Source organism: Bacteroides sp. f07 (assembly GCF_042854785.1).
Lineage (GTDB): Bacteria > Bacteroidota > Bacteroidia > Bacteroidales > Bacteroidaceae > Bacteroides.
This window is the reverse complement of sequence record NZ_BAABXI010000002.1, coordinates 1,160,065-1,182,414: the sequence shown is the minus strand read 5'-3', so window position 1 is coordinate 1,182,414 and position 22,350 is coordinate 1,160,065. Positions and strand designations below refer to the sequence as shown.

13 protein-coding genes are annotated in these 22,350 nt (G+C 45.9%); 3 read left to right on the top strand and 10 right to left on the bottom strand.

From position 1 onward, the window contains the following. Nucleotides 1-37 precede the first annotated feature (37 nt). Both ACGHVY_RS19560 and ACGHVY_RS19555 read left to right on the top strand, forming a co-directional pair. Complete coding sequence (locus ACGHVY_RS19560) at nucleotides 38-1,522, top strand: NuoM family protein (RefSeq protein WP_390600856.1); 1,485 nt, start codon at nucleotides 38-40, stop codon at nucleotides 1,520-1,522. A 37-nt stretch (nucleotides 1,523-1,559) separates the two neighbouring features. Beyond that, on the top strand, nucleotides 1,560-2,999 hold the full coding sequence (locus ACGHVY_RS19555; RefSeq protein WP_390600854.1) for an NADH-quinone oxidoreductase subunit N: 1,440 nt from the start codon (nucleotides 1,560-1,562) through the stop codon (nucleotides 2,997-2,999). A gap of 130 nt (nucleotides 3,000-3,129) precedes the next feature. On the opposite strand, the gene ACGHVY_RS19550 is transcribed toward ACGHVY_RS19555, so the two are convergent. The 7 genes from ACGHVY_RS19550 to ACGHVY_RS19520 all read right to left on the bottom strand — a co-directional run bounded on the left by ACGHVY_RS19550 (nucleotide 3,130) and on the right by ACGHVY_RS19520 (nucleotide 14,807). After that, nucleotides 3,130-5,922, bottom strand: a complete 2,793-nt coding sequence (locus tag ACGHVY_RS19550) for an ATP-binding protein (RefSeq protein ID WP_390600852.1) — start codon at nucleotides 5,920-5,922, stop codon at nucleotides 3,130-3,132. A gap of 141 nt (nucleotides 5,923-6,063) precedes the next feature. Beyond that, nucleotides 6,064-7,317: a hypothetical protein gene (locus ACGHVY_RS19545; RefSeq protein ID WP_308744686.1), complete on the bottom strand. Its 1,254-nt coding sequence runs from the start codon at nucleotides 7,315-7,317 to the stop codon at nucleotides 6,064-6,066. A 36-nt stretch (nucleotides 7,318-7,353) separates the two neighbouring features. Continuing rightward, complete coding sequence (locus ACGHVY_RS19540) at nucleotides 7,354-10,068, bottom strand: TonB-dependent receptor domain-containing protein (RefSeq protein WP_390600849.1); 2,715 nt, start codon at nucleotides 10,066-10,068, stop codon at nucleotides 7,354-7,356. Nucleotides 10,069-10,594: 526 nt separating this feature from the next. Then, nucleotides 10,595-11,491: an AraC family transcriptional regulator gene (locus ACGHVY_RS19535; protein WP_390600847.1), complete on the bottom strand. Its 897-nt coding sequence runs from the start codon at nucleotides 11,489-11,491 to the stop codon at nucleotides 10,595-10,597. Nucleotides 11,492-11,540: 49 nt separating this feature from the next. Further along, nucleotides 11,541-12,881 (bottom strand): mechanosensitive ion channel domain-containing protein, encoded by a 1,341-nt coding sequence (locus tag ACGHVY_RS19530; protein WP_308744689.1) that lies wholly within the window; start codon nucleotides 12,879-12,881, stop codon nucleotides 11,541-11,543. A gap of 31 nt (nucleotides 12,882-12,912) precedes the next feature. Further along, nucleotides 12,913-13,914 (bottom strand): DUF4435 domain-containing protein, encoded by a 1,002-nt coding sequence (locus ACGHVY_RS19525; protein WP_390600845.1) that lies wholly within the window; start codon nucleotides 13,912-13,914, stop codon nucleotides 12,913-12,915. A gap of 29 nt (nucleotides 13,915-13,943) precedes the next feature. Continuing rightward, the gene (locus ACGHVY_RS19520; protein WP_390600843.1) at nucleotides 13,944-14,807 is read right to left on the bottom strand and encodes an AAA family ATPase; all 864 of its coding nucleotides are present in this window, start codon (nucleotides 14,805-14,807) and stop codon (nucleotides 13,944-13,946) included. 162 nt (nucleotides 14,808-14,969) lie between these two features. Here ACGHVY_RS19520 and ACGHVY_RS19515 point away from each other — a divergent pair, with 162 nt between their 5' ends. Continuing rightward, nucleotides 14,970-15,887 carry a DMT family transporter gene (locus tag ACGHVY_RS19515; RefSeq protein WP_308744692.1) on the top strand — a complete coding sequence of 306 codons (918 nt, stop codon included), beginning with the start codon at nucleotides 14,970-14,972 and terminating at the stop codon, nucleotides 15,885-15,887. 87 nt (nucleotides 15,888-15,974) lie between these two features. On the opposite strand, the gene ACGHVY_RS19510 is transcribed toward ACGHVY_RS19515, so the two are convergent. From ACGHVY_RS19510 to ACGHVY_RS19500, 3 genes are all read right to left on the bottom strand, one after another. Continuing rightward, the gene (locus ACGHVY_RS19510) at nucleotides 15,975-20,000 is read right to left on the bottom strand and encodes a glycoside hydrolase family 2 TIM barrel-domain containing protein (protein ID WP_390600841.1); all 4,026 of its coding nucleotides are present in this window, start codon (nucleotides 19,998-20,000) and stop codon (nucleotides 15,975-15,977) included. 119 nt (nucleotides 20,001-20,119) lie between these two features. Further along, nucleotides 20,120-21,217, bottom strand: coding sequence for a methylmalonyl Co-A mutase-associated GTPase MeaB (meaB, locus tag ACGHVY_RS19505; protein ID WP_390600839.1), 1,098 nt, complete (start codon nucleotides 21,215-21,217; stop codon nucleotides 20,120-20,122). Nucleotides 21,218-21,228: 11 nt separating this feature from the next. Further along, entirely contained in the window at nucleotides 21,229-22,296 is a 1,068-nt protein-coding gene (locus ACGHVY_RS19500) for a DUF1573 domain-containing protein (RefSeq protein WP_308744695.1), read from the bottom strand. Between the last annotated feature and the right edge of the window lie 54 nt (nucleotides 22,297-22,350).

Here is a 22,350-nt window from a genome sequence, read left to right as displayed (position 1 = left end):
TAGTAAATAGTAAATCTTTAAATAGTAAATTATAAAGATGAATTTCTTATCAATATTCGTACTTATCCCCCTCCTGATGCTGGCCGGACTCTGGGCAGCAAGAGGAATAAAAGCGATCCGCGGGGTTATGGTTATTGGCGCATCGGCACTTCTGATTGCATCTGTCGTACTTACATTCATGTATCTGGGAGAGCGTAGTGCCGGAAATACGGCGGAAATGCTTTTCCGTGCAGACACCCTTTGGTATGCACCGCTTCATATCTCCTATTCGGTCGGCGTCGACGGAATCTCGGTAGCCATGCTGTTACTGTCCGCCATCATCGTCTTCACCGGAACATTCGCTTCCTGGCGTCTGCAACCTCTGACAAAAGAATATTTCCTTTGGTTCACCCTATTGTCAATGGGAGTATTCGGATTCTTTATATCCGTAGAGTTATTCACCATGTTTATGTTCTACGAAATAGCCCTGATACCTATGTACCTGCTGATCGGCGTATGGGGTTCGGGACGCAAGGAATATGCAGCCATGAAGCTGACACTGATGCTGATGGGCGGTTCCGCCTTCCTGCTGATCGGAATCCTCGGAATCTACTTCGGCTCGGGAGCAACGACAATGAACCTGCTCGAAATCGCACAGTTACACAATATACCGTTTGCACAACAATGCATCTGGTTTCCGCTGACTTTCCTCGGCTTTGGTGTACTGGGTGCCCTCTTCCCATTCCATACCTGGAGTCCCGACGGTCATGCTTCCGCCCCGACAGCAGTATCCATGCTCCATGCCGGAGTATTGATGAAGCTGGGTGGTTACGGATGTTTCCGCATCGCCATGTACCTGATGCCGGAAGCCGCTAACGAACTTTCATGGATATTCCTGATACTGACAGGTATCTCTGTGGTCTACGGAGCCTTCTCCGCTTGCGTACAGACTGACTTGAAATATATCAACGCCTACTCTTCCGTATCTCACTGCGGACTGGTTCTCTTCGCCATCCTGATGCTGAATCAGACGGCTGCAACGGGAGCTATCCTCCAAATGCTGTCCCACGGATTGATGACAGCCTTGTTCTTCGCCCTTATCGGTATGATTTACGGACGTACACACACCCGTGACGTTCGCGAGCTTGCCGGTCTGATGAAGATTATGCCGTTCCTCAGTGTATGTTACGTGATTGCCGGTCTTGCCAACCTCGGTCTTCCGGGGCTGAGTGGTTTCATTGCCGAAATGACCATCTTCGTCGGTTCTTTCCAGAACAACGATGTATTCCACCGCACACTGACTATCATCGCCTGCTCTTCGATCGTGATTACAGCAGTCTATATCCTGCGCCTGGTAGGTAAGATTCTGTATGGAACCTGTACCAACAAGCACCACCTCGAACTGACCGACGCAACGTGGGACGAACGTGTAGCCGTTATCTGCCTCATCGTTTGTGTAGCCGGACTGGGTATGGCTCCTTTTTGGATCAGCCACATGATTGGTGAAAGTGTATTGCCGGTTGTCTCACAACTGATACCCTAAATAGTAAATTGTAAATCGTTAAATAGTAAATTACAATATGGATTATTCACAATTTCTACATATGCGAGAAGAGCTGTCGCTCGTAGTTGTTCTGCTACTACTGTTCTTGGCCGACCTCTTCATGAGTCCGGACGCACACAAAAATGACGGAAAAGCACGACTGAACACCATGTTACCCGTCATTCTGATGGCGATTCATACAGCTATCAATCTCGTTCCGGGAACTGCTGCCGACGTATTCGGCGGTATGTACCACTACGTACCCATGCATACGGTTGTCAAGTCAATTCTGAACGTAGGTACACTGATTGTCTTCCTGATGGCACACGAATGGATGAAACGTGAAGATACCTCTTTCAAACAAGGAGAATTTTATGTATTGACACTCTCCACTCTGTTTGGTATGTATCTCATGATTTCCGCCGGACACTTCCTGATGTTCTTCATCGGGCTGGAAACGGCATCCATCCCGATGGCTGCCCTGATTGCCTTCGACAAATACCGTCACAACTCTGCCGAAGCAGGAGCCAAGTATATTCTTACCGCCCTCTTCTCCAGCGCCCTGTTGTTGTTCGGCTTGTCCATGATTTACGGTTCCACCGGAACGTTGTATTTTGAAGACCTTCCCGCCCATATCGACGGAAATCCGTTGCAAATCATGGCATTCGTATTCTTCTTCACAGGGATGGCATTCAAGTTATCACTCGTTCCGTTCCACCTTTGGACAGCAGACGTATACGAAGGTGCACCAAGTACGGTCACCGCTTATCTGAGCGTTGTTTCAAAAGGTTCGGCCGCTTTCGTGCTAATGGCTATTCTTATCAAAGTATTCGCTCCGATGATAAACGACTGGCAGGAAGTGCTTTACTGGGTGATTATCGCCTCTATCACCATTGCCAACATATTCGCTATCCGCCAGCAGAACCTGAAACGCCTGATGGCATTCTCCAGTATCTCACAAGCCGGATATATCATGCTGGGCGTTATCGGCGGCACCGCACAGGGAATGACAGCGTTAGTATATTACGTACTTGTATATGCTGCCGCCAACCTCGGCGTATTTGCCGTAATCACTATCGTGGCACTACGCAGCCAGAAGTTCACACTCGAAGATTATGCGGGACTTTACAAGACGAATCCGAAGATAGCGCTCCTTATGACCCTATCTTTATTCTCATTGGCAGGTATCCCTCCTTTTGCCGGATTCTTCTCGAAGTTCTTTATCTTCATGGCGGCTTTCGATGCAGGTTTCCATCTGCTGGTATTCATCGCATTGGTCAATACAGTGATTTCACTGTACTACTATCTGCTGATTGTGAAGGCAATGTATATCACCCCTTCCGACGATCCGATTCCCACGTTCCGCAGCGACCGCTGTACAAAATGGGGACTGGCGCTTTGTACGCTGGGCATTATCGGACTGGGTATCGCAAGTATCGTATATCAGTCTATTGATAAACTCTCGTTCGGTATATAATAAAAAACAATCGACCGGAACTGTATAACAGAAAAAGGCAGTAGCCTCCCATCAACGGGAGCAGCTACTGCCTTTTCTCTTATTATCGTTACAGTCTGAATGCCTGAAAAGCCGTACATTCCCAATATACTCATTCCGTCACAATCACCCCCGGCAACCTGAACCAGAACCGTGAACCCCTGCCCGGTTCGGAGTCAACACCTATCCGTCCGCCCAGTTGCTCTACGATACTCTGACAGATGGAAAGTCCCAGTCCTGTGCCGGGCACGAAAGAGTTGAGCTTGACAAAACGCTCGAAGATATGCGACTGATGTTCCTCGTCAATCCCCACTCCCGTATCCTGTACATAAAATTCCAGTTCTTCGCCCTTTATCTGATACCCCACACGGATACTTCCGTGCGAAGTAAACTTAATCGCGTTGTTCACAAAGTTGGAGATAACCTGATGCAGACGGTTGCGGTCGCTGATTATATGGCATTGCGAAAGACACGAGTCAAACAGAAGTTCCACTCCTTCCTTCGTTTTCATCTGCATGGAGCGGACAATATCTTCGCACAGTGCGTTCACATCGACATCTCCGATAGAAAATTCGAACGTGCCGGCTTCAATCTTCGAAAGGTCAAGTATATCCGTAATCAGTTGCAGCAGCAAGTCATTATTGTCACGGACTATTTTAACGTATTCTCTCCGTTCCTCAAGATTATCCGCTTCAACCAGCAAGTCAGAGAAACCGACAATGGCATTCAACGGAGTGCGGATCTCATGGCTCATATTGGCAAGGAAAGCACTCTTCAGACGGTCGGCCATTTCCGCCTTGTCACGTGCCAGAATCAGTTCCGCCTCCGTCTCCTTCAACTCCGTGATATCGTAATTGATACCTATGATTTCTATCTCATCCTCTTCCGGCTTGTAGGTAGTCACTACGATATTGGAGCGTACCCAGTTCCACCGGTCTGTCGTCCCCACACGGCGGACACGCATTTCCTTCTGGAAATGACGTCTGTTACCCTTCTTCACTTCTTCGAAGAAATCAAGAATACTTTGCCGGTCGTCCGGATGCACATAGCGGTAAACGCCTACGACTTCACTCAACGGAGTATCTTCGTCCTCTCCCATATTCTTATACCATTGCTTGATGGCATATCCCTTCCGGTTCATGAGGTTCAACTTGGCATAACCCACTTTGGCATAGTCTGATATCAACAGGAAGAAGTTCTCGAAATCACGGACACGGTTCAGCGTGTCAAGACGTTCGGTGTTATCAATGCTAATAAGAATATATCCGTTAAAGTTGCCCTCGTTGTCGTAGAGTTTGCTGACCTTGGTATAGATATCTATCGACTTTGAAAGACTGGAAGTATAATAACCTTCAGCCCGTTCGAAAGAATAGTTGAGACGGAAATCTACCATATCTTCATTCTTCACGCGGTCACGGATAACCTGTGAGACATTCGGGTTTTCAAAGAAATTCACCCCTATCACTGCCGATTTGTCCAGCACTCCGAATATCTCCAAATCCATATTGTTCATATCGACCAGATAACCGTCCTTGTCGTAAATTTCCACTCCCGCCGGAATATTGGCAAAGATATTCTGGAATAGTTTTTCGCTGCGGTCCATTGCCCGGTTGGCTTTCACCGCCTGCGTAGTATCGAGGAACAGGGCAACCACTTCATCTTTCTCCGGTGAATAAACAATCCAATGGGTATAAGTCCCGGTTTTGGCGAAGTACTCATTCCCTTCCTTATAAGTATTATCACGCATCACACTTATCAAAAGGTCGAGTTTAGAAACATAGTCGGGATGTATATCCGAAGCCAGACATCCCTTGTATTCTTCTATCGGCCTGCCGAAAAACTTAACGACCAAGCTATTCCCATCCGTTATCTTATAATCACAAGGCTCATTCCTCTCGTCCCGGACTATCGACAACCGAATATACCCCATCGGCATAAAGCGGAACAAGTTGTTCAGGAAGACCTGTTCACGGATTACATCATCCTTGGCCTTACGCAGTTCGATACAGATGCCGATAATATTGGCTAATGAAGAAAACCACTGATAATCTTCATTGCTCCATTCGTGATAGGACTTGACTAAATCAATGCCCATATATCCCCAGATACGGTCGTTTGCCATCAAAGGAGTCACCATCATCGACAGGATGCCTTGCGCATCAAGGAAATGAAATTCCTCGTCCGCCTCTGCGGGCAACTGATTCAAGGAATTCAGCACAATAGGCTTGCCGGAAAGAATCTGCCGGCTCCACCATCTCCCCTGATCGATAGGAATATCTTGCAGACTGCCTTTCTCGGACGATACGCCTTCGGAGACGACTTCGTAGGTACAACTCTGATGAGTGTGATTTTCATCATATTCGAAGATATAGACACGCCCTTCACCGTAATAGAGATTCAGGATATCATTCAAAATTTCCATGACACAAGAGTTTACTTCTTCATCGCGAAGGAAACGGAGTAAAGACTGGGAGATAAAATTCTGACGGCGAAGCAGACTGTTCACCCTTCTCAATGCGTCTCTTTGTTCGGTTTCTTTAGGAGCTTCCACCCGCTGGATGACTCCGAAAGATTTATCACCATCATTGGTTCCCGTGCCTTTCTCACGGTGAGCCAGACGAGTATGCAACCAGATTTCACCATACTTGGAATGAACAGGAAAAGTCTGTTCATAAAAGTTCCGGTGTATATTCGCATTTGCACGAAACTCTTGAATAATTTGCTCACGGTAATCCTCGCGTATCAAATTCTGAAAATCCTGAAAAGAAATGGTATCCCCCTCCAATCCGAGAAGGTCACAAAGGAAATCAGAGCACAAATAATGTCCTGCGGCAAAATCGGCTTCCCACCACCCTATCTGGGCTAGAGAAGCCATCTTGATATACCGCTCGTAGTCTGTTTGCATATTTTATTTCATTAAATGAAAATGAATAGCAAAGATACGAAAAAGGAATAAAGAGATACTATAAAGCCACTAATAATTATATAGCGGAAAGTACGTGACAGAGATGACAATACCCTGTATCTTATTCCACCGCTATTCAGCTTAAAGTGCCGGAAAAGTATAACCTGTCCACCCCATAACCGAAGTATCCGCACCGGTATTGGAAGCTCCTTCTGTAAGCGTGATGCTTCCCTGGTTCTCTACATTCTTGCCCGGGTCACTGCTGTCTTCATAATCTACTCTTTCCTTTTTGCTGTATGAGAAAGAAGAAAGGTTGCAAGTCACGTTGATTGTCACCGTACCACCTCCTTTGGAGTCGGTTGCGTCCACCAAGTCCTTGGCTTTCAATCCCGTCAGATTCAATGTCGATGTCACCAGAGCGTTCTTGATAGTGGCAGTTGCTCCACGGCGTATTTTAATCACATCGTCCATAGCATTCTTCTGTCCGGTGGTAGTGTTGCCGCCTACGGTATTGTTGATGATAGTCATGCCATCTACGATAAAGTTCGACTGATTCTTATGCTCCGGCCCTTTTCCGTCCAGGTTACCGTCGGCTTCGATGCCGCGCGGGTCTTCTTCCGTACTGGTATATCCTTCTTCCCAAATACCGTAGCAGTTTTTCAAAGTACCTGTATATCCTTGTGTGAAGTCGAACATATCATCATCCGGGTTCACAGCCAGAAGATTGGTTACGTTGACCGTACCGCCAAAAAACTCGATGGCATCATCCGCACTCTCAAGGATATAGATGTTCTCAACTTTCGTTCCGTTTCCCACACCGTTCAGTGTCAATCCGTTGTGCTCGATGTCGGCAGTGTTGCGCGCACCTGCATAGAAGATATTGACGTAAGTAAGCGCCCCAGAATTGTCCGACGCGTTGTCACCACCATATTTATAGGCATTGTTCACTTCGGCATTGGCAGTATTGCCGCTTTCGTTCGCACCGGAGATAGGTGCTTTTCCGTTCAGGATGATTCCGCCCCAGTCGCCGGACTTCGGAGTAGTTTCTCCGGAAGTGAAGGTTACAGGAGCGGCAGATGTACCGTTCGCATAAAGCTTTCCACCCTGTGCCACGAGGATATAGCTGCTGAATCCTTTTGCTGCCTTGATGGTGGTTCCGGCAGGAATAGTCAGTTCGCCGCCGTTTTCGATAATGACAGTTCCGCCCAGCACATAGTCGCCGGCTTCCAGTGTCTGCTTGCCGATAAGATTTCCTTTCAGAGTTTTTCCGTCTGCTGCCAATATGGACGAGTCGCCCGGAATGTTATCTCCATCATTATCACTTCCGCAAGAAGTCAGGGTCAAGGTTGTTGCCATGGCTGCCATAGCCATCATGCTTAAAAATAGTCTTTTCATTTCCTTTAAATATTTAAATAGTTTATATGTAAGAGCCTAAAATGTGCACGACACTCCCAAGCTCACGTTTATTCCTTTCTTATAATCGCCCAACACTACTTTCCGGTTGTTGCTGCTGGCTTCCCGCCTCAACCGGTAGGCCGGATTGAGCAGGTTGCGTGCCTTGAGACTGAACAAGAAATGCTTGCCGAACTTGGCCTGCGATACAAAATCAAGTGTGGTTACTCCTTCTTCCATGATGTTCCGGTATCCTTGCGTGCCGAGGGTATATACTTTCTCGCCCACATATCCCAAAACAAGAGTGTTGGTAAATGAGTGCCTACCGGTAGAATAGGTATGCGACAAATCAAAGTTTGCAATCCACGGCGCTGCCCCTTCGAGCTGGGAGCCTTCCTTGTCGGTAGCCGCGATGTCGGGGTCATCTATTATGGCGTTAGTGTAGATGTATGAGCCGTTGAGCCCTGCCGAAAGCCTGTTCGTGCCGTTTTTCCCTGCCGGACGTACGAGAAGATTCTTACGTATTTCCAGCTCGATACCTGCTACGGTAGCCTGGCCGGATATGTTCTCATAAGAGAGGAATCCGCCTGCGCTCGGAGTTTCGATACGTGAAATAGGGTTCTTTATCATTTTGTAGAAGGCGGTAAGCGAGATAAGTTCCGTAGGTGTGGGGGTAAAGTCCCATTTCAAATCCAGGTTGTAGTTGTCCGACGGTTTCAGATTCGCGTTACCCTGGCTCTTGAAGTTGACTCCTACATAGCGGTAAGGTGAAATCTCTTTTGATTGCGGCAATGTGTATGTCTTACTCGCCCCCAGTCGCAATGTATGTTTGTCCGTCAGGTTATATCTCAGATTCAGGCTCGGAAGAAAATAGTTTTCCCTGATGCTGTTCTTTCCTTTGGAGTTGCCTTTGTCTACGTTGTAATCCACGGTCATATCTACGTTATCATACTTCACTCCCAGGTTTGCCACCCAGCGGGATGAAAACTGGTAGACGGCTTCCGCATAAACGGAGTGTATATTCTTTTTCACTGTATATTTGTCTACGGCATTGTCTACGTTAAAGCGGGTTCCGAAATTGGCGGATGTATAAAAGTCATCCAGTGCAATATCATTCAATGAAGTGAACGACGGCCCGTTAAGAGTTATCAGGTTGTATTCCGTCTGTTCAAAATCATCATTTACGATGCGTCCCGTATAGCCTATGCGAAGCTGCGATATTTCTTCCTGACTGTCCTTTAGCCGATATACCAGTCCACCGCGAAGATTCAGGTCGTTCTCCGTCAATGCGGCAAAAGTGCGGAACTGCGTATTTCCTCCTACCAGCCCGTAACCTGTATCATTCTTCGTTATCTCGTTGATGCGGCGATCCGGTTCGTATCCGCGCACCATATTATAAGAGACTCCCGCGTCGAAGCTCAACACGTCTGTCAGTCCCCAGTTACTCGTCAGTTGGTTGACAATAAGCAGGTTGTCATTCACTTGTTGGCGGCGGGTCATCCCTTGATTACCGTAATCATCGCTGAAGGTATCATTTTTACCTTCATAATTTCCAACAGACTGGGTGCTGTTGTGCACCAGCATAAGATTGTATGCCAGGTGGTGACGGTTCTGCATATCAAAATCCACGTTGGCCAGTGCCAGTTGACTGATATTGACGGCGGACTTATGCCCTGTCATGTCTTTGTAGACGGTTCCGTCGGTTGTGGTATTACGTATGGTTTCATCTGTGTAGCGATAATCCGTGGTATGCCCTGCAGTGGCGAAAAAAGAGAGAACGTTACGTTCTCCGCCTACGTAGAATCTCTTTCCGCCGGATATATTGTAACTGCGGTCTATCTGGAAATTCTGTGCTGCCGGATCCAGCTTGTTTTCAAATCCCCATGCGTTACCCGACGGTTGTGTACGGTTGGCAAATCCGAAGGGGTTCGTTCCGTCCGGTTTCAGGAAGTCGGCGGTCATAGTCTGTGTATTCACTCCTGCAGAAACGCCTGCGCTGACATATCCGCTGCCGACCAGTTCTTTGGAAGCAATATCAATATTGGCCCCTCCCACATCACCGCTTCCACCGGCAGTAAAGGCTTTGTTTACTCCGACAGACTGTATGATGTCTGTCCCGAAGAAATCAAGTGAGATATTCTTGTATTCCGGATCTTCCGACGGTACGGGAAACCCATTGAAGGTGGTGGTATTATAACGGTCGCCCAGTCCACGGACAAAGACGTTTTTTACTCCGTCCTGCTTGGAGATTCCGGAAACTTTGGTGACAGCGCCTTCGGCATCGGAAACGCCTTTACGGGAGAGTTCCTTCACACCTACAGACTGCACGGCGATAACGGCTTTCTGCTGTTCGAGCAAAAGCATATTCTCGTTTTCACGATTCTTCTTTGCTACAACTACTACATCAGAAAGTTCCTGGGCGTCGGTTTCCAGTTCCAGATTCAGTATCACCAGTTTACCATTCTCTACACGAACCTTGCGGCGTACTTCGGTCTTGTAGCCTACATATTTAATCTCAATATCATACATACCTTCCAAAACACCGGCGGCATTCAATTCGAAATTACCGTCCATATCGGTAACTGCTCCGGCTGGTGTGCCTATCAGGCGAATAGTCGCTCCTATCAGAGGTTCCTTTGAAAGTTTGTCTTTCACAGCTCCTTTTACCTTGATATTTGCAGCCAATGCGGGAAGTACACACAACAAGCAGAAGAAGGCCGCAACAGAAAATCTTAAAAGAAATAGTTTTTTCATCGAACTTTGCTCTACGTTTTTAAATCTGTGGGCAAAGGTAGAGGGTAGGTATTACAATGATAAGACGAAGAAAATACAATCAATTGAAAGATAGGTTGCAAGCATGTTACATACCTATCTCCTATCTGTCTAATCCCATCCCACCGGTTTAAAGATTTGTTTCCTCCGGTTCCAATATTTGTTTCATTGGTTGAAACACTTTGTTTCTCGGCGTGAAACACTTCGTTTCTCGGTGTGAAACACTTTGTTTCCCGGTGTGAAACTTTTAGTTTCAAAGCTTGGAAAACTCTTAGTTTCAAGGTTAGAAAAACTTTTAGTTTCAGCATGGCAGAAACCGGTCAATACATGGTTTTAGTTTTATGAATAGGAATTTAATTTAGACATAAGAGCAAAAGAACATAAAGGCCGCACTTGGAAAATTATTTCTGTAGTTTATTAAACTACTATTTTATCTTTTGTTCTTTTGTTCTTATGTTCTTCTGTCTAAAAATAAATTATCATTCTATTATGATACAACACTTATCTATTAAACCAGCTTCTTCTTTTTCCGGTAATTCTCACGGAACTCTTTAGGCGAGCAAGCCTTTTTCTTCTTGAAGATACGGTTGAAATTGGAAAGATTGTTGAATCCGCACTCATAGCAGATTTCGGCTATCGACATGGTAGAATCCACCAACAGACGGGAAGCGAAACCGAGACGGATATCAATAATATAATCGGAAAGATTCTTTCCCGTACGTAATTTAAAGAACCGGCTGAATGACACATCCGTCATTCCGACCATAGCCGCCAACTGTCCCAAACGAATCTCTTCCTGATAATGGGCATTGATATACTCCTGCACTTTCTGCACACGACGGCTGTCCGAATGAATATCTATCTTGGCAAATGACGAACTGGACAACGTGCGGGACTCTTCCTCGAAGAGGGAGAGTTCGTAAAGAATCGTCATAAACTTGATGACCGCATAAAATCCCTGTTTCTCGGAAGCCAGCGTATCCAGCAACGGATATATTTTAAGAATCGCGGACATCGGGAAACAAAGTCCTTTCTGTGCCTTATCCAGCATCCTGCGGATAGAATCGAACTGATTCTTATTGATGAAACTCTTGAAGAAGAGGTCGGAAGAGAACTGAATCGTTATCTCCCTTATCTCTTTCGAACGGCACTCGTTCTGTTCCCATACGTGCTCCAAGTCTTTACCTGTTATCAAGACCAAATCATAGTCGCCTATCACTTCGGAAGAATCTCCGACTACCCTTCTCACTCCTGTCGCTTTCTCCGTAAAGTTCAATTCGAACTCGGAATGATTGTGAATAGGATAAGTGAACTCTGTCTTGTAACGTTCTGCAATATAAAAGCAGTCCTTGTCTGACAAAGGGGTAATCTCACGAATAATCTGGCTAGGTAACGGTGTGTTCATAATATAAGTAGTTTATTGTAATATTATTTGTTTTGTTGTATTGCGCCCATCAGTTTTCTATCTTCACTCCTATCCGGCGCAAGTCCGCCCCCGAAGGATTCTGGAACACCTGTAAGTCAAATTCGGGTATGATGGCAAGCACATGATCGAAAACGTCTGCCTGTATGCCTTCATAAGCAACCCAGACCTTGTTGGCGGAAAAGAAGTAAAGTTCCATCGGAATACCGGTTTCCGTAGGCTGGAGCTGGCGCACCATGCAAGTCATCTCCTGATTGACAGTGGGCAGACTTTTCAGATAGTTGGTCAGGTAAGCGCGGAAGACTCCCAAATTGGTCTGCCGGCGTCCGTTCACCAGTATTGAATTGTCTATATCATGTTCCTTGTTATATTGTTCCACGACTTTTTCCGTTTGATCCACGTAGTCTTTCAACAATTGTATCTTACGATATTTCGCCAACATTTCCGGGGTGCAGAAGCGCACGCTAGTCATATCTATATTGATGGAACGCTTCACACGACGGCCGCCGGATTCCTGCATACCCTGCCAGTTTTGGAATGAGTCGCTAACCAGCAGGTAAGGCGGAATGGTGGTGATGGTATTGTCGAAGTTACGTACTTTTACAGTGTTCAAGGTCACTTCTATCACTGTGCCGTCCGCGCCATATTTGGGCATGGTAATCCAGTCGCCCACTTTCAGCATATTGTTGGCAGAAAGCTGGATGCCGGAGACAAAGCCCATAATACTGTCTTTGAAAACCAACATCAGAACAGCGGCAGAAGCTCCGAGCCCGGTCAGCAATACCACCGGACTTTGCTTGATCAGGATACTGATGATGATAATGGCTCCTATAAAGAAAAGAACCACTTGCGCTGTCTGCAGGAGACCTTTCAATGGTTTGTCTTTGTATTGTTCGCGTGCGCTGTATACTAGATAAACGGCAGTAAAAAGCGCACTTACGAAACGTAGGAAGACTGCGAGTATATAAATCATGCAAAGCCTGCGAAGGAAGTCAAGCAGAGCGGAATCCGCATGTTCGGGAAATGCGATAGGAATGGCTATGTAAATCAATATCGGCGCCACCATCCTGCTAAGGTTCACCATCACCTTGTCATTGAATACAATGTCGTCCCAAGTGGCTTTCGTCTGTTTCACCAGTTTGGATACCGTACGCAAAATTATCTTGCGGCAAATCAGATTAGCCAGCAAGGCTACTCCTATGATAAGCAGCAATATGATAAAGTTGTCAATCTTATCCGCCCAGACTTCATCCACTCCCATCGACAGCAAAGCATCATTCACGCCTTGCATCATTGCATTACCGGCGTCTTGAGTATCTCCATCCGCCAATGCAACAGTCACTGTATCAATCACCTCTTTTACTTCTTCCATAAACAATTTTCTCTCTTCTTCTTTTAGTTTGTTATTTCCCTTTTTCTAAATATTCACTTATATCCTGCCTCAGCCAGTCATAGTGGAAAAGCCGCTTGTAGGCTACGTTTTTCTTCAACATTATTTCCACATTCACCTGACTGTTCTGATAGCAAGTCAGTTCGTTCTTGAATTGTTCATTATGTTCGGCCAGTCGTTTAATCTCCTGTTCACGCTCCCGGCGCAACACCGTGCAAACAGGGGTGAGAAGTTTCATTACCACATTGTCCATCACATGATGTCCCTGCATATACAGATAAGTATTATCCGGCATCAAGCCCAATTCTCTCAGTTCAGCCCGTAGTGCATTCACCTGGCTGATGCTACGGGAGAAACGCTTCTTCAGTTCCGACAACTTTTGGTTGACACGCTGCTGTAATGCTTCCAGGCTCTTTTCCGGATGCTTGAGACTTATCTCACGCAAGGCAGTATAGGTGTGGAAGTCGTACATCGGAAAGGTATAGGTATCCCGTTGGCGATAGAACCATATATTCCACAGGAAAAGAGGATATACGATTTCGGAATACTTCTTCAGGTAGGCATTGAAATCAAAGATGAAGCGATCGTTCAATGTGGCTTGCACGCACACTTCATGCAGGCTTTCGGCAAAGCAGTGGTAGTTCTCAATGGCATACGTATAAGTCTGGAAGATATATTTGTTCCGGTTGATTTTACGGGAAGTATTGGTGGTGCCTTGCAGCAGGAAATCATAATCGCTGTCTACGCAGGCTATCAGGCTTCTTCCCAGTTCGGCGGTATTCAGCGTGTTCATGAGCACCATCTTCTTCCCCTTTGCGAGGGAGTTGGCCGAAGGAAGCATCACCTGAAAATAATGCTCGTCATCTTCAAACTCTTCAAGCAGTGTACGCCAGAAAGCGACATCGTCATAGCTTTCCACATAAGCTATGATACGCCGACGGGCCTTCTTCGGATAAAGCTTGTGGGCTGCGTTGAAGTATGAAGAAGTCAGGTTATCTCGTAGTGAAGTTGCCATGCTGATTATTACAAGTTACTAATTACAAGTTATGGTTTCGTCGGGGAACATTCTTTTCCAAACGCATGCTCCAACGAAGTGGATATATCGCTCACTTCCGTCACGGCATCCAGCCAGCCTTCCATGATGACGGCGGGCGAATGAGTAGTCAGGATGATTTGTACATTCGGGTTCAGTTCACGTATCATGGCTATCAACTTTTGTTGCCATTCGATGTGGAGCGAGGCTTCCGGTTCGTCCATAAAGAGTACGCAGTGACTATTGTCCTGCACGAGCACGGTCAGCAGAATGACGAGCATCTGCTTCTCACCGGAAGAGAGTTTGTAGGGGAATAGCAGTTCACCGTCCTGATAGAAGGCAATGTCGTTCCGTTTGCGGTCTATCTTCTTGCGTGTATAACTGAAAAGCTCGTCAATCATATCCTGGAAACGGCGTTTGACAATGGACAAGGTGGCTGCTTTACAGCGTTCTTCTTCATCGTCACTGGAAAGCATTTCAATCATTTTATTGCCTATATTGACTTGGTAGTCAAGATAGCGGCGTTGCAGGAGATAGAGTTGCCAGTCCAGCTCGGACTTTACATTCTTATCTGCCATGCGGGCTGTGAAGTCGCCCATTATCAGAGGACGGTCGTAGCTCCGGATTACATCATAGGGGATATAGGTCGCTTCGGGATTGTCGAAGAACAGGCGCACTCCGTTCTTCTCATCACTTTTCATTTCGCCGGAGAGTTCTTCGAGATAACCGACGGAACGGTTCAGAATGGTGGTCTTCCCCACTCCGTTGATACCGGAAAGGATATTTACATCGGGACGCAAATCCCATCCTATATTAAAGCGTTCCCATAGCCCGTGGATTTCAATACGACGTATATAATTAGCCTGCTGTTCCATAATATTCTATTTTAATCAAGGCAAATATAAATAAATCATCCGACAAAGCTGCTAGTAAACTCATCAAATTCAGAAAATACAAGAATAAAAAACTACCTTTGCAACCGTTTTCTCCTTTCGTGTGTTATTCTTATTAAAAAATATATCGCAAATCTTATCAGCATGGACAAAAGTAAAAATCTACACGGCCATCTGTTCGCATTGACAGCAAACGTTATGTGGGGATTGATGGCTCCTATCGGTAAATCAGCCCTTCAGGAATTTTCCGCTCTTTCCGTTACGACTTTTCGTATGGTAGGAGCAGCAGCCGCTTTTTGGCTGCTTTCTATTTTTTGCAAGCAGGAACATGTCAACCATCGGGATATGCTGAAAATATTCTTCGCTTCTCTGTTTGCCTTAGTGTTCAATCAGGGAGTGTTTATTTTCGGGCTGTCTATGACTTCACCTATCGATGCTTCGATTGTGACAACGACTTTACCGATTGTGACTATGATTGTGGCGGCTATTTATCTGAAAGAGCCGATTACGAACAAGAAAGTACTGGGGATTTTCGTAGGTGCCATGGGGGCACTTATTCTAATTCTGAGCAGCCAGGCGGGAAGTAATGGTAACGGAAGCCTGATTGGCGACTTACTTTGTCTGGTTGCACAAATCAGTTTCTCTATTTATTTAACCGTATTCAAGGGACTGTCCCAGCAATATTCGGCTGTGACTATCAATAAGTGGATGTTCGTTTATGCTTCCATGTGTTATATACCGTTCTCTTATTACGATATTTCCACTATCCAGTGGACTTCTATCTCTACGATTGCTATTGTACAAGTACTATATGTGGTATTGGGTGGCAGCTTCCTTGCCTACCTTTGCATTATGACTGCACAGAAACTACTTCGGCCTACGGTTGTCAGCATGTATAATTATATGCAGCCGATTGTGGCTACTATTGCTGCCATTATCATGGGAATCGGAAGTTTCGGATGGCAGAAAGGACTTGCCATTGCACTGGTATTCTTAGGAGTATATATCGTGACGCAAAGTAAGTCGAGAGCAGATTTCGAGAAAGCGGGAAGGGAGTTGTGATAGCCTGCAATCATTATTTCAGGTACGAATTACGCGGTTCTTATTCAATCAGAACCGCGTAATCCTTGCCTGGAAAATACCTTTATTCTAATTTGCCAGGATTGTCATTTCCGCACCGGACGCAAAATCCTGCCCGTTCTGCGAACTCAAAGCAGTGAAACGAATATAACGCGCCTTTACAGGCTTGTCAAACATCACTCTCTTCTCCTTTGAATTATTGGCAAAACTACCCTTCTTCACCGGTTCTCCCCATTCTTTACCATCCATGCTGACTTGAATAGAGTAATCCTTGATATTACCGTTACTTCCATTCTGACGCGGCAAATATGTAAAGCCTTTGATTTCCTTCACTTCACCTGCATCAAGGTCTACCCAATGTGGATATTTGGCAACGGTCACCGAATACATCGTATGCCATATCGTGCCGGGGTCACCGTCAACCAAGTTAGCAGCGTCTCCGTCACCAGATTCCTGACTGCTCGCATACACCACCTGCATCTGGATACTTTCTATCTTTTCAAACTTCATTACAGCACTAATCTCCTGATTGTCCTTATACCATGCTTTCACAGTACCACCATTACGTAGAGGAATAGGTTCCTTATACTCCTGCACCTTTTTACTACCATCAATCGTATAGCAGAATACGGCATCTTTTCTCGCCGATGTCAACTCTACCATTCCGGCAGGGGTACGTGTAATGGACAAAGGAATATCTCCGGCAGGTGCAACATTAGCAATAGTCGCCAAGTCCTTACCACCGGCAGGCCGGATAATAAAGCCCATATTATGCTGCCCGGCAAACACCCTGTCTTGAACAAGAGGACCACCCTGACCACAACTATTACCACCCAAACCGGTAACCGCGCAATCCAAATGCAAATAAGTATCACCCGCTTCGGGTAACTGATAAGGATGAGAAGCCAAAATCAAATCAAGAGCAGAATACTGAAGTGCTGAAACAGAAAGACGGTCAGTCGCAATAAACACAGCTCCCTGTCCCTCCTGATTGGTCAGCGCACACCAACGGACATCTTCATGATTGCCCATATCCTGCGGTTTCGGGAAATTCACGAACTCACCCGCCACCGTATTAGTATGTTGCTCGATAAACTGACCGCTCTTACGGTCTGCATAGTTATCAACCGGACCACGGCCATAATAAGTAAAGTTAGCATATTGTTGAGGAACTTTCATCACATAGCCAAGACGGGGCAGAGTCAGACTGGGACGATTGGAAGTGATGCCGGACTGTAATTCAACAGAACCATCCGGATATACCGTCCACACCTGATTGGTGATAAATTTAAAGTCACTGTTACCAAACACCCTGTCTGTCAGTTCCACAATGCTGTTCTTACCAGAACTTGTTCCACCTTTGATGCTTGCGGCATTCGGTGCCTGAGATTCTACGGTAAAGCTCAACACCATTTTATCACCCTTTTCGCGAGCAGTAAACTCTATCAACTTATGCCTCAGGTTATGCAAGCCATGTTCAAACCAAGGAGCATAGAACCAGTTATCATTGTTAGTGAAGGCGCGAAGCGCATCCAGTTTCGGGCCGTTTCCATCCGCTATAACCGTCTCATCGCCATATTTCAGACAATAAAGACTTCCGGTCTGCAAATCGAACTTCATGTCAAAGCCCTCTCCCTTTATCTCGATTTTCTTCGCATCCGGGGTCATGTGAGTTTTCAGAGTTCCGGCAGCGTTAGCCACTTCGCTGATTAACGGACGTTCTGCGGCTTCCTTAACCAACAGTTGTTCTTCTGCCATCACGAAGTCCTTACCTGCCCAAGGTCTTTGGTCTTTCAATACGAACTGTACCTTTACAAAATATTCCGCATCCTTTTTAAACGCAGTACGGTCATAGGGAAGAGAGATTTGCATCCGCTGGCGGGGAGCCAGGTTTATGTCTTTTTTCAGAGTTGTCCGAATAGCTTTGCCATCCTCATAAACCGACCACATCAAATAATAGTCGTCCGCCAGATTCTTGAAATAATACTTATTGAAGATTTCGAACACGCCTTTTTCAAGGTCTACCGCTTTTACTTCAATATTCTGATAGACCTTCTTCACTTCGTAATACTGCGGTTTCGGTTCCAAATCACCGAATACGATTCCGTTCATCACAAACTGTCCGTCATTGGGAGTATCACTGAAGTCACCGCCATAAGCCAGATAACGCGTACCTGTCTTCGGGTCGTAATTGTACATAGACTGGTCTACCCAATCCCATATGGCACCGCCACAGAAGAAGTTGGTAGACTCCATAGCTTCCCAATAATCAATCAAATTACCGCAAGCGTTACCCATCGAATGGGCATACTCCGAAATATGGAAAGGATATTTGATGTCATATTTCCCTTTGACCGCACCACGTACCCAGCCGATGGACGGATACTGGTTAGAGCCCATATCTACAATATCATTGTTACGCTCATACTGTACAGGACGTGACAAGTCGAACTTCTTCAATGCATCATAAGCAGCCACAAAATTCTTGCCCGGCCCGGCCTCGTTGCCCAATGACCAGATAACGATAGACGGATTATTGACATTAGCATGCACCATTTCCATCACGCGCGCCACGTGCGCATTTTTCCATTCAACCGGATGAGAGAGGGAGGCAGCACCATAATAATATTCATGCGATTCAATATTCGCCTCATCTTCCAAATAAATACCGTACTTATTGCACAGGAAATACCAATAAGGATCATCCGGATAATGTGAATTACGCACATGATTGATATTGGCACGTTTCATCAACATGATTTCCTTTTCCATCATCTCACGGGTGATGGCATGTCCCACCGCCGGATTGGACTCGTGACGGTTTACTCCTTTCAGCTTGACAGTTTTTCCGTTAATATAGTAGTAACGTCCTGCAAGCCCGAATTCATCCGCTGATGCAGGCGTATCTTTGATTTCCACCTTACGGAACCCTACAATAGTAGAAACCGTTTCAATCGTCTTATTCTTCTTATCCTTCAATTCGGCTACAAGCGTATAACGATAAGGGAACTCCGCCGACCATTTATTCGGAGCTTTTACATGAAAGACAGTCTGAATCCTGCCCGTTCCGTTCGGTTCAATCTTTTCGATTACGGGAGACAAAACAGCATCCACCAGCGTATTCTCATCAGAGTAAAGTTTGTTGGCATACAATGAATAATATACTTTATAGTTTTTCACCGCTTTCTTATCCAAATTACGGATATCGGCATTGATAGTCAAAACACCGTCCGTATAAGCCGCATCCAAATCAGGAGTAGCAACCAAGTCACGGAAGTGAACTTTGGGAACCGAATACAGAGCTACCGTACGGAAAATGCCCGGCAAACGGAACATATCCTGAGCTTCCAGAAACGACGCGTCCGAACTGCGATACACTTCGGCAGCTACCGTGTTCCTGCCCTTTTGGAGATACGGTGTAACATTAAAGTTGGCAGTGTTGCGTGAATTTTTGGAGAAACCGACATACTTACCATTAATCCACAGATAGAAGAAAGAATCCACCCCATCAAAACTGATGAAGACTTCCCGTCCGTCCCAATCCTGCGGTACATCAAAATCGCGGCGGAACGACCCCACTTCATTACGGGCTTTATACGTAGTCCAGTTAGCAGGCGGAGTGCGCATCACTCCCCCACGCCAGTCGTCCACCTTCACACGATGCTGAAAGATAACCGGCTGATTGACATAAATAGGTGTTCCATACTTCTGACTCCCATCCTTCTGAATACCGTAAATATTCCAACTGGACGGCACCGGGATTACATCCCATGAAGTGACATCAAAATCTGTCTGATAAAAATCCTTCGGACGGGAATCCGGGCCAGGAGCCCAATGGAATTTCCAGTCACCATCAAGCGATTGCCAGAATTTACTGTTCTCAGGCAACACTTTACGTGCGTTTTCCACATCCTGGAATGAAAAGAAATAAGCATGGGGCTGTTCCTTATTCAATGCCAGATTTTCGGGAGATTCCCACTCATTTCCTGCCGGGGCACTCACCGAAGCATACATGAAGCCCTCTAATGGTTGGCCCGCAAAACTTTGCGCTGTGAGGGTGCAGCACAAAAGACCGGTTAACAAGGTTTTGTTCATAAGGTATTTTAGTCGATAAAAATTATTCTTGTCATATGTCTATACTTTTCGCTTTATAATAAATACACACGAAAAGCATATTGTCCCGTATGAACAATGATTTTTTTAACGTATTTTCTCTAGATTAAAGATAAATCATCGAAATAAGTATCAAGCAAGCTCTTGGCAGCAACAAATGAAGTCAGATTACCGCTCAGCACCTGACGTTCCTTTTCCTGAAGTATCGCTTCAATCTTCGGATTATGATAGAAACTGTCACGCAACTGCTCGTTGATGCTTTCATACATCCAATATTTGCTCTGTTCGTTACGGCGATATTCAAAATAACCGTTCTCCTTTACGAAGTCAATGTATGCGTAAACCATGTCCCACACTTCCTTCACACCTATATTATAGAAACCTGAATAGGTCAACACCTGCGGTGTCCAGCCCGATTCGGGGGCAGGAAACAAATGCAGTGCATTACGGAATTGAGAAGCAGCCAACTTGGCGCGTTCCAAATTATCCCCATCGGCCTTGTTTATCACAATACCGTCCGCCATTTCCATGATGCCGCGTTTGATACCTTGCAATTCATCGCCTGTCCCGGCCAATTGAATCAGCAGGAAAAAGTCCACCATCGAATGAACAGCCGTTTCACTCTGTCCCACTCCGACCGTCTCCACAAAAATCTTATCAAATCCGGCAGCTTCACAAAGCACAATCGATTCGCGTGTCTTGCGTGCCACACCACCCAACGAACCTGCCGAGGGGCTGGGACGGATAAATGATTTAGGATGTACAGAAAGCTGTTCCATGCGGGTCTTGTCTCCCAGGATACTCCCTTTACTGCGCTCACTGCTCGGGTCGATAGCCAATACAGCCAACTTTCCCCCTTTTTCGAGTACGTGCAAGCCGAATACGTCTATCGAGGTACTCTTTCCCGCACCGGGAACGCCGCTGATACCTATCCGGATAGAATTGCCGGAATAAGGCAGACACTTCTCTATCACTTCCTGAGCGACAGCCTGATGTTCGGGTTTCACACTTTCCACCAGCGTCACGGCCTGACTCAATATAGTGACATCACCTTTTGTAATACCTTCCACAAACTCAGCTACCGAAAGCTGGCGTTTTTTAGGTTTCCGTTTCAAGTAAGGATTCACAGACGAAGGTTGCTCGATGCCTTTGTTGACAACAAGTCCTTTGTATTCTTCACCGTTTTCAGGATGTTCCATGACAATAAGATTTAGCGTTTGATATTGATTTCGACTTTCGGGCGCATCGGGTCGTTTGTTATCATCAAAATACGTAAATGATGTTTCTTATTACCTACATCACGCTTGCGAATCGTCACTTTCAGCTTCGTCATTCCATCCGGAGGAAGTACCGTTTTCTTCAAGCTCACTCCCACCGATGAATTGAACACCTGCAATTTACTAATAATCAGCGGAGTTTTACCCGCATTGGCAATCAATAAGTCATAGCTTGCCTTTTTCTTCTTAATCAACGGTACACTAAGGTCAATATCCGTTTCCGAGATACGTATGGCAGGAGCGTTCAGAGAATCAGCAGCCGTCATACGTGAAAAGTCGGGAAGAAGAATGGCTGAAACAGGAATTTCGTTATCTTCGCTCACCTTGTCGCCGGAGAAACGGGAAAGGTAGACAGAAGTCTGTGTCAATCCGTAATCTTTCAACTGGCTGGCGTCCAACGTCAACTTGACCGTTCCTTTCTTTCCTTTCAGCAGGACTTTCGGTTCCGCTTCCATCTTCAGATAAGGGGGCAAATGCATCAATACCGGTTCGTACGGACGGTCGGACAAATTGGCTATGCTGAAAGTCAACGAAGGCTGCTGCCCATGATAAACATCAGGGAAAGCAAACTCGTCACGATCCAAACGGATATTTCCGATAGCGTAAGGAAGAGTCTTTGCATAATCCTTCACTTCCTGCACCACCTCTCCGGTAAACTTCAGGTAGACCAGATTCGGAGTGGCATTGCTGTATATCCCGACCGACTTTTCAAAACGTCCCAGCGCCTTCGCATCAAAAGAAGCCTTTACCGTTCCTTTCGCTCCCGGAGCAATCGGCTCCTTCGTCCAGTCGGCTACGGAGCAGGCACAGGAAGTGGTGACATTGGTAAGTACCAACGGCTGGTTACCGGTATTAGTGATTGTATATTCCACCGTCACCGGACGTTTCCACTCTATTTGTCCGAAGTTGTGCGTCTCTTTATTTGAAGAGATACGGGGTTGGGCAACGGCTGCCAGAACGACAGTTAGTAGAAAAAATATAGATAGTAAACTACGTTTCATGCGATACATTTTATTTTGGTGCACAAATGTAGGTGTTTTAGATGAGATATTGGT

Bases quoted from the DNA above. Each gene is read 5' to 3' on its own strand.
- ACGHVY_RS19560 (WP_390600856.1), top strand. From the start codon at position 38: ATGAATTTCTTATCAATATTCGTACTTATCCCCCTCCTGATGCTGGCC.
- ACGHVY_RS19555 (WP_390600854.1), top strand. From the start codon at position 1,560: ATGGATTATTCACAATTTCTACATATGCGAGAAGAGCTGTCGCTCGTA.
- ACGHVY_RS19550 (WP_390600852.1), bottom strand. From the start codon at position 5,922: ATGCAAACAGACTACGAGCGGTATATCAAGATGGCTTCTCTAGCCCAG.
- ACGHVY_RS19545 (WP_308744686.1), bottom strand. From the start codon at position 7,317: ATGAAAAGACTATTTTTAAGCATGATGGCTATGGCAGCCATGGCAACA.
- ACGHVY_RS19540 (WP_390600849.1), bottom strand. From the start codon at position 10,068: ATGAAAAAACTATTTCTTTTAAGATTTTCTGTTGCGGCCTTCTTCTGC.
- ACGHVY_RS19535 (WP_390600847.1), bottom strand. From the start codon at position 11,491: ATGAACACACCGTTACCTAGCCAGATTATTCGTGAGATTACCCCTTTG.
- ACGHVY_RS19530 (WP_308744689.1), bottom strand. From the start codon at position 12,881: ATGGAAGAAGTAAAAGAGGTGATTGATACAGTGACTGTTGCATTGGCG.
- ACGHVY_RS19525 (WP_390600845.1), bottom strand. From the start codon at position 13,914: ATGGCAACTTCACTACGAGATAACCTGACTTCTTCATACTTCAACGCA.
- ACGHVY_RS19520 (WP_390600843.1), bottom strand. From the start codon at position 14,807: ATGGAACAGCAGGCTAATTATATACGTCGTATTGAAATCCACGGGCTA.
- ACGHVY_RS19515 (WP_308744692.1), top strand. From the start codon at position 14,970: ATGGACAAAAGTAAAAATCTACACGGCCATCTGTTCGCATTGACAGCA.
- ACGHVY_RS19510 (WP_390600841.1), bottom strand. From the start codon at position 20,000: ATGAACAAAACCTTGTTAACCGGTCTTTTGTGCTGCACCCTCACAGCG.
- meaB (WP_390600839.1), bottom strand. From the start codon at position 21,217: ATGGAACATCCTGAAAACGGTGAAGAATACAAAGGACTTGTTGTCAAC.
- ACGHVY_RS19500 (WP_308744695.1), bottom strand. From the start codon at position 22,296: ATGAAACGTAGTTTACTATCTATATTTTTTCTACTAACTGTCGTTCTG.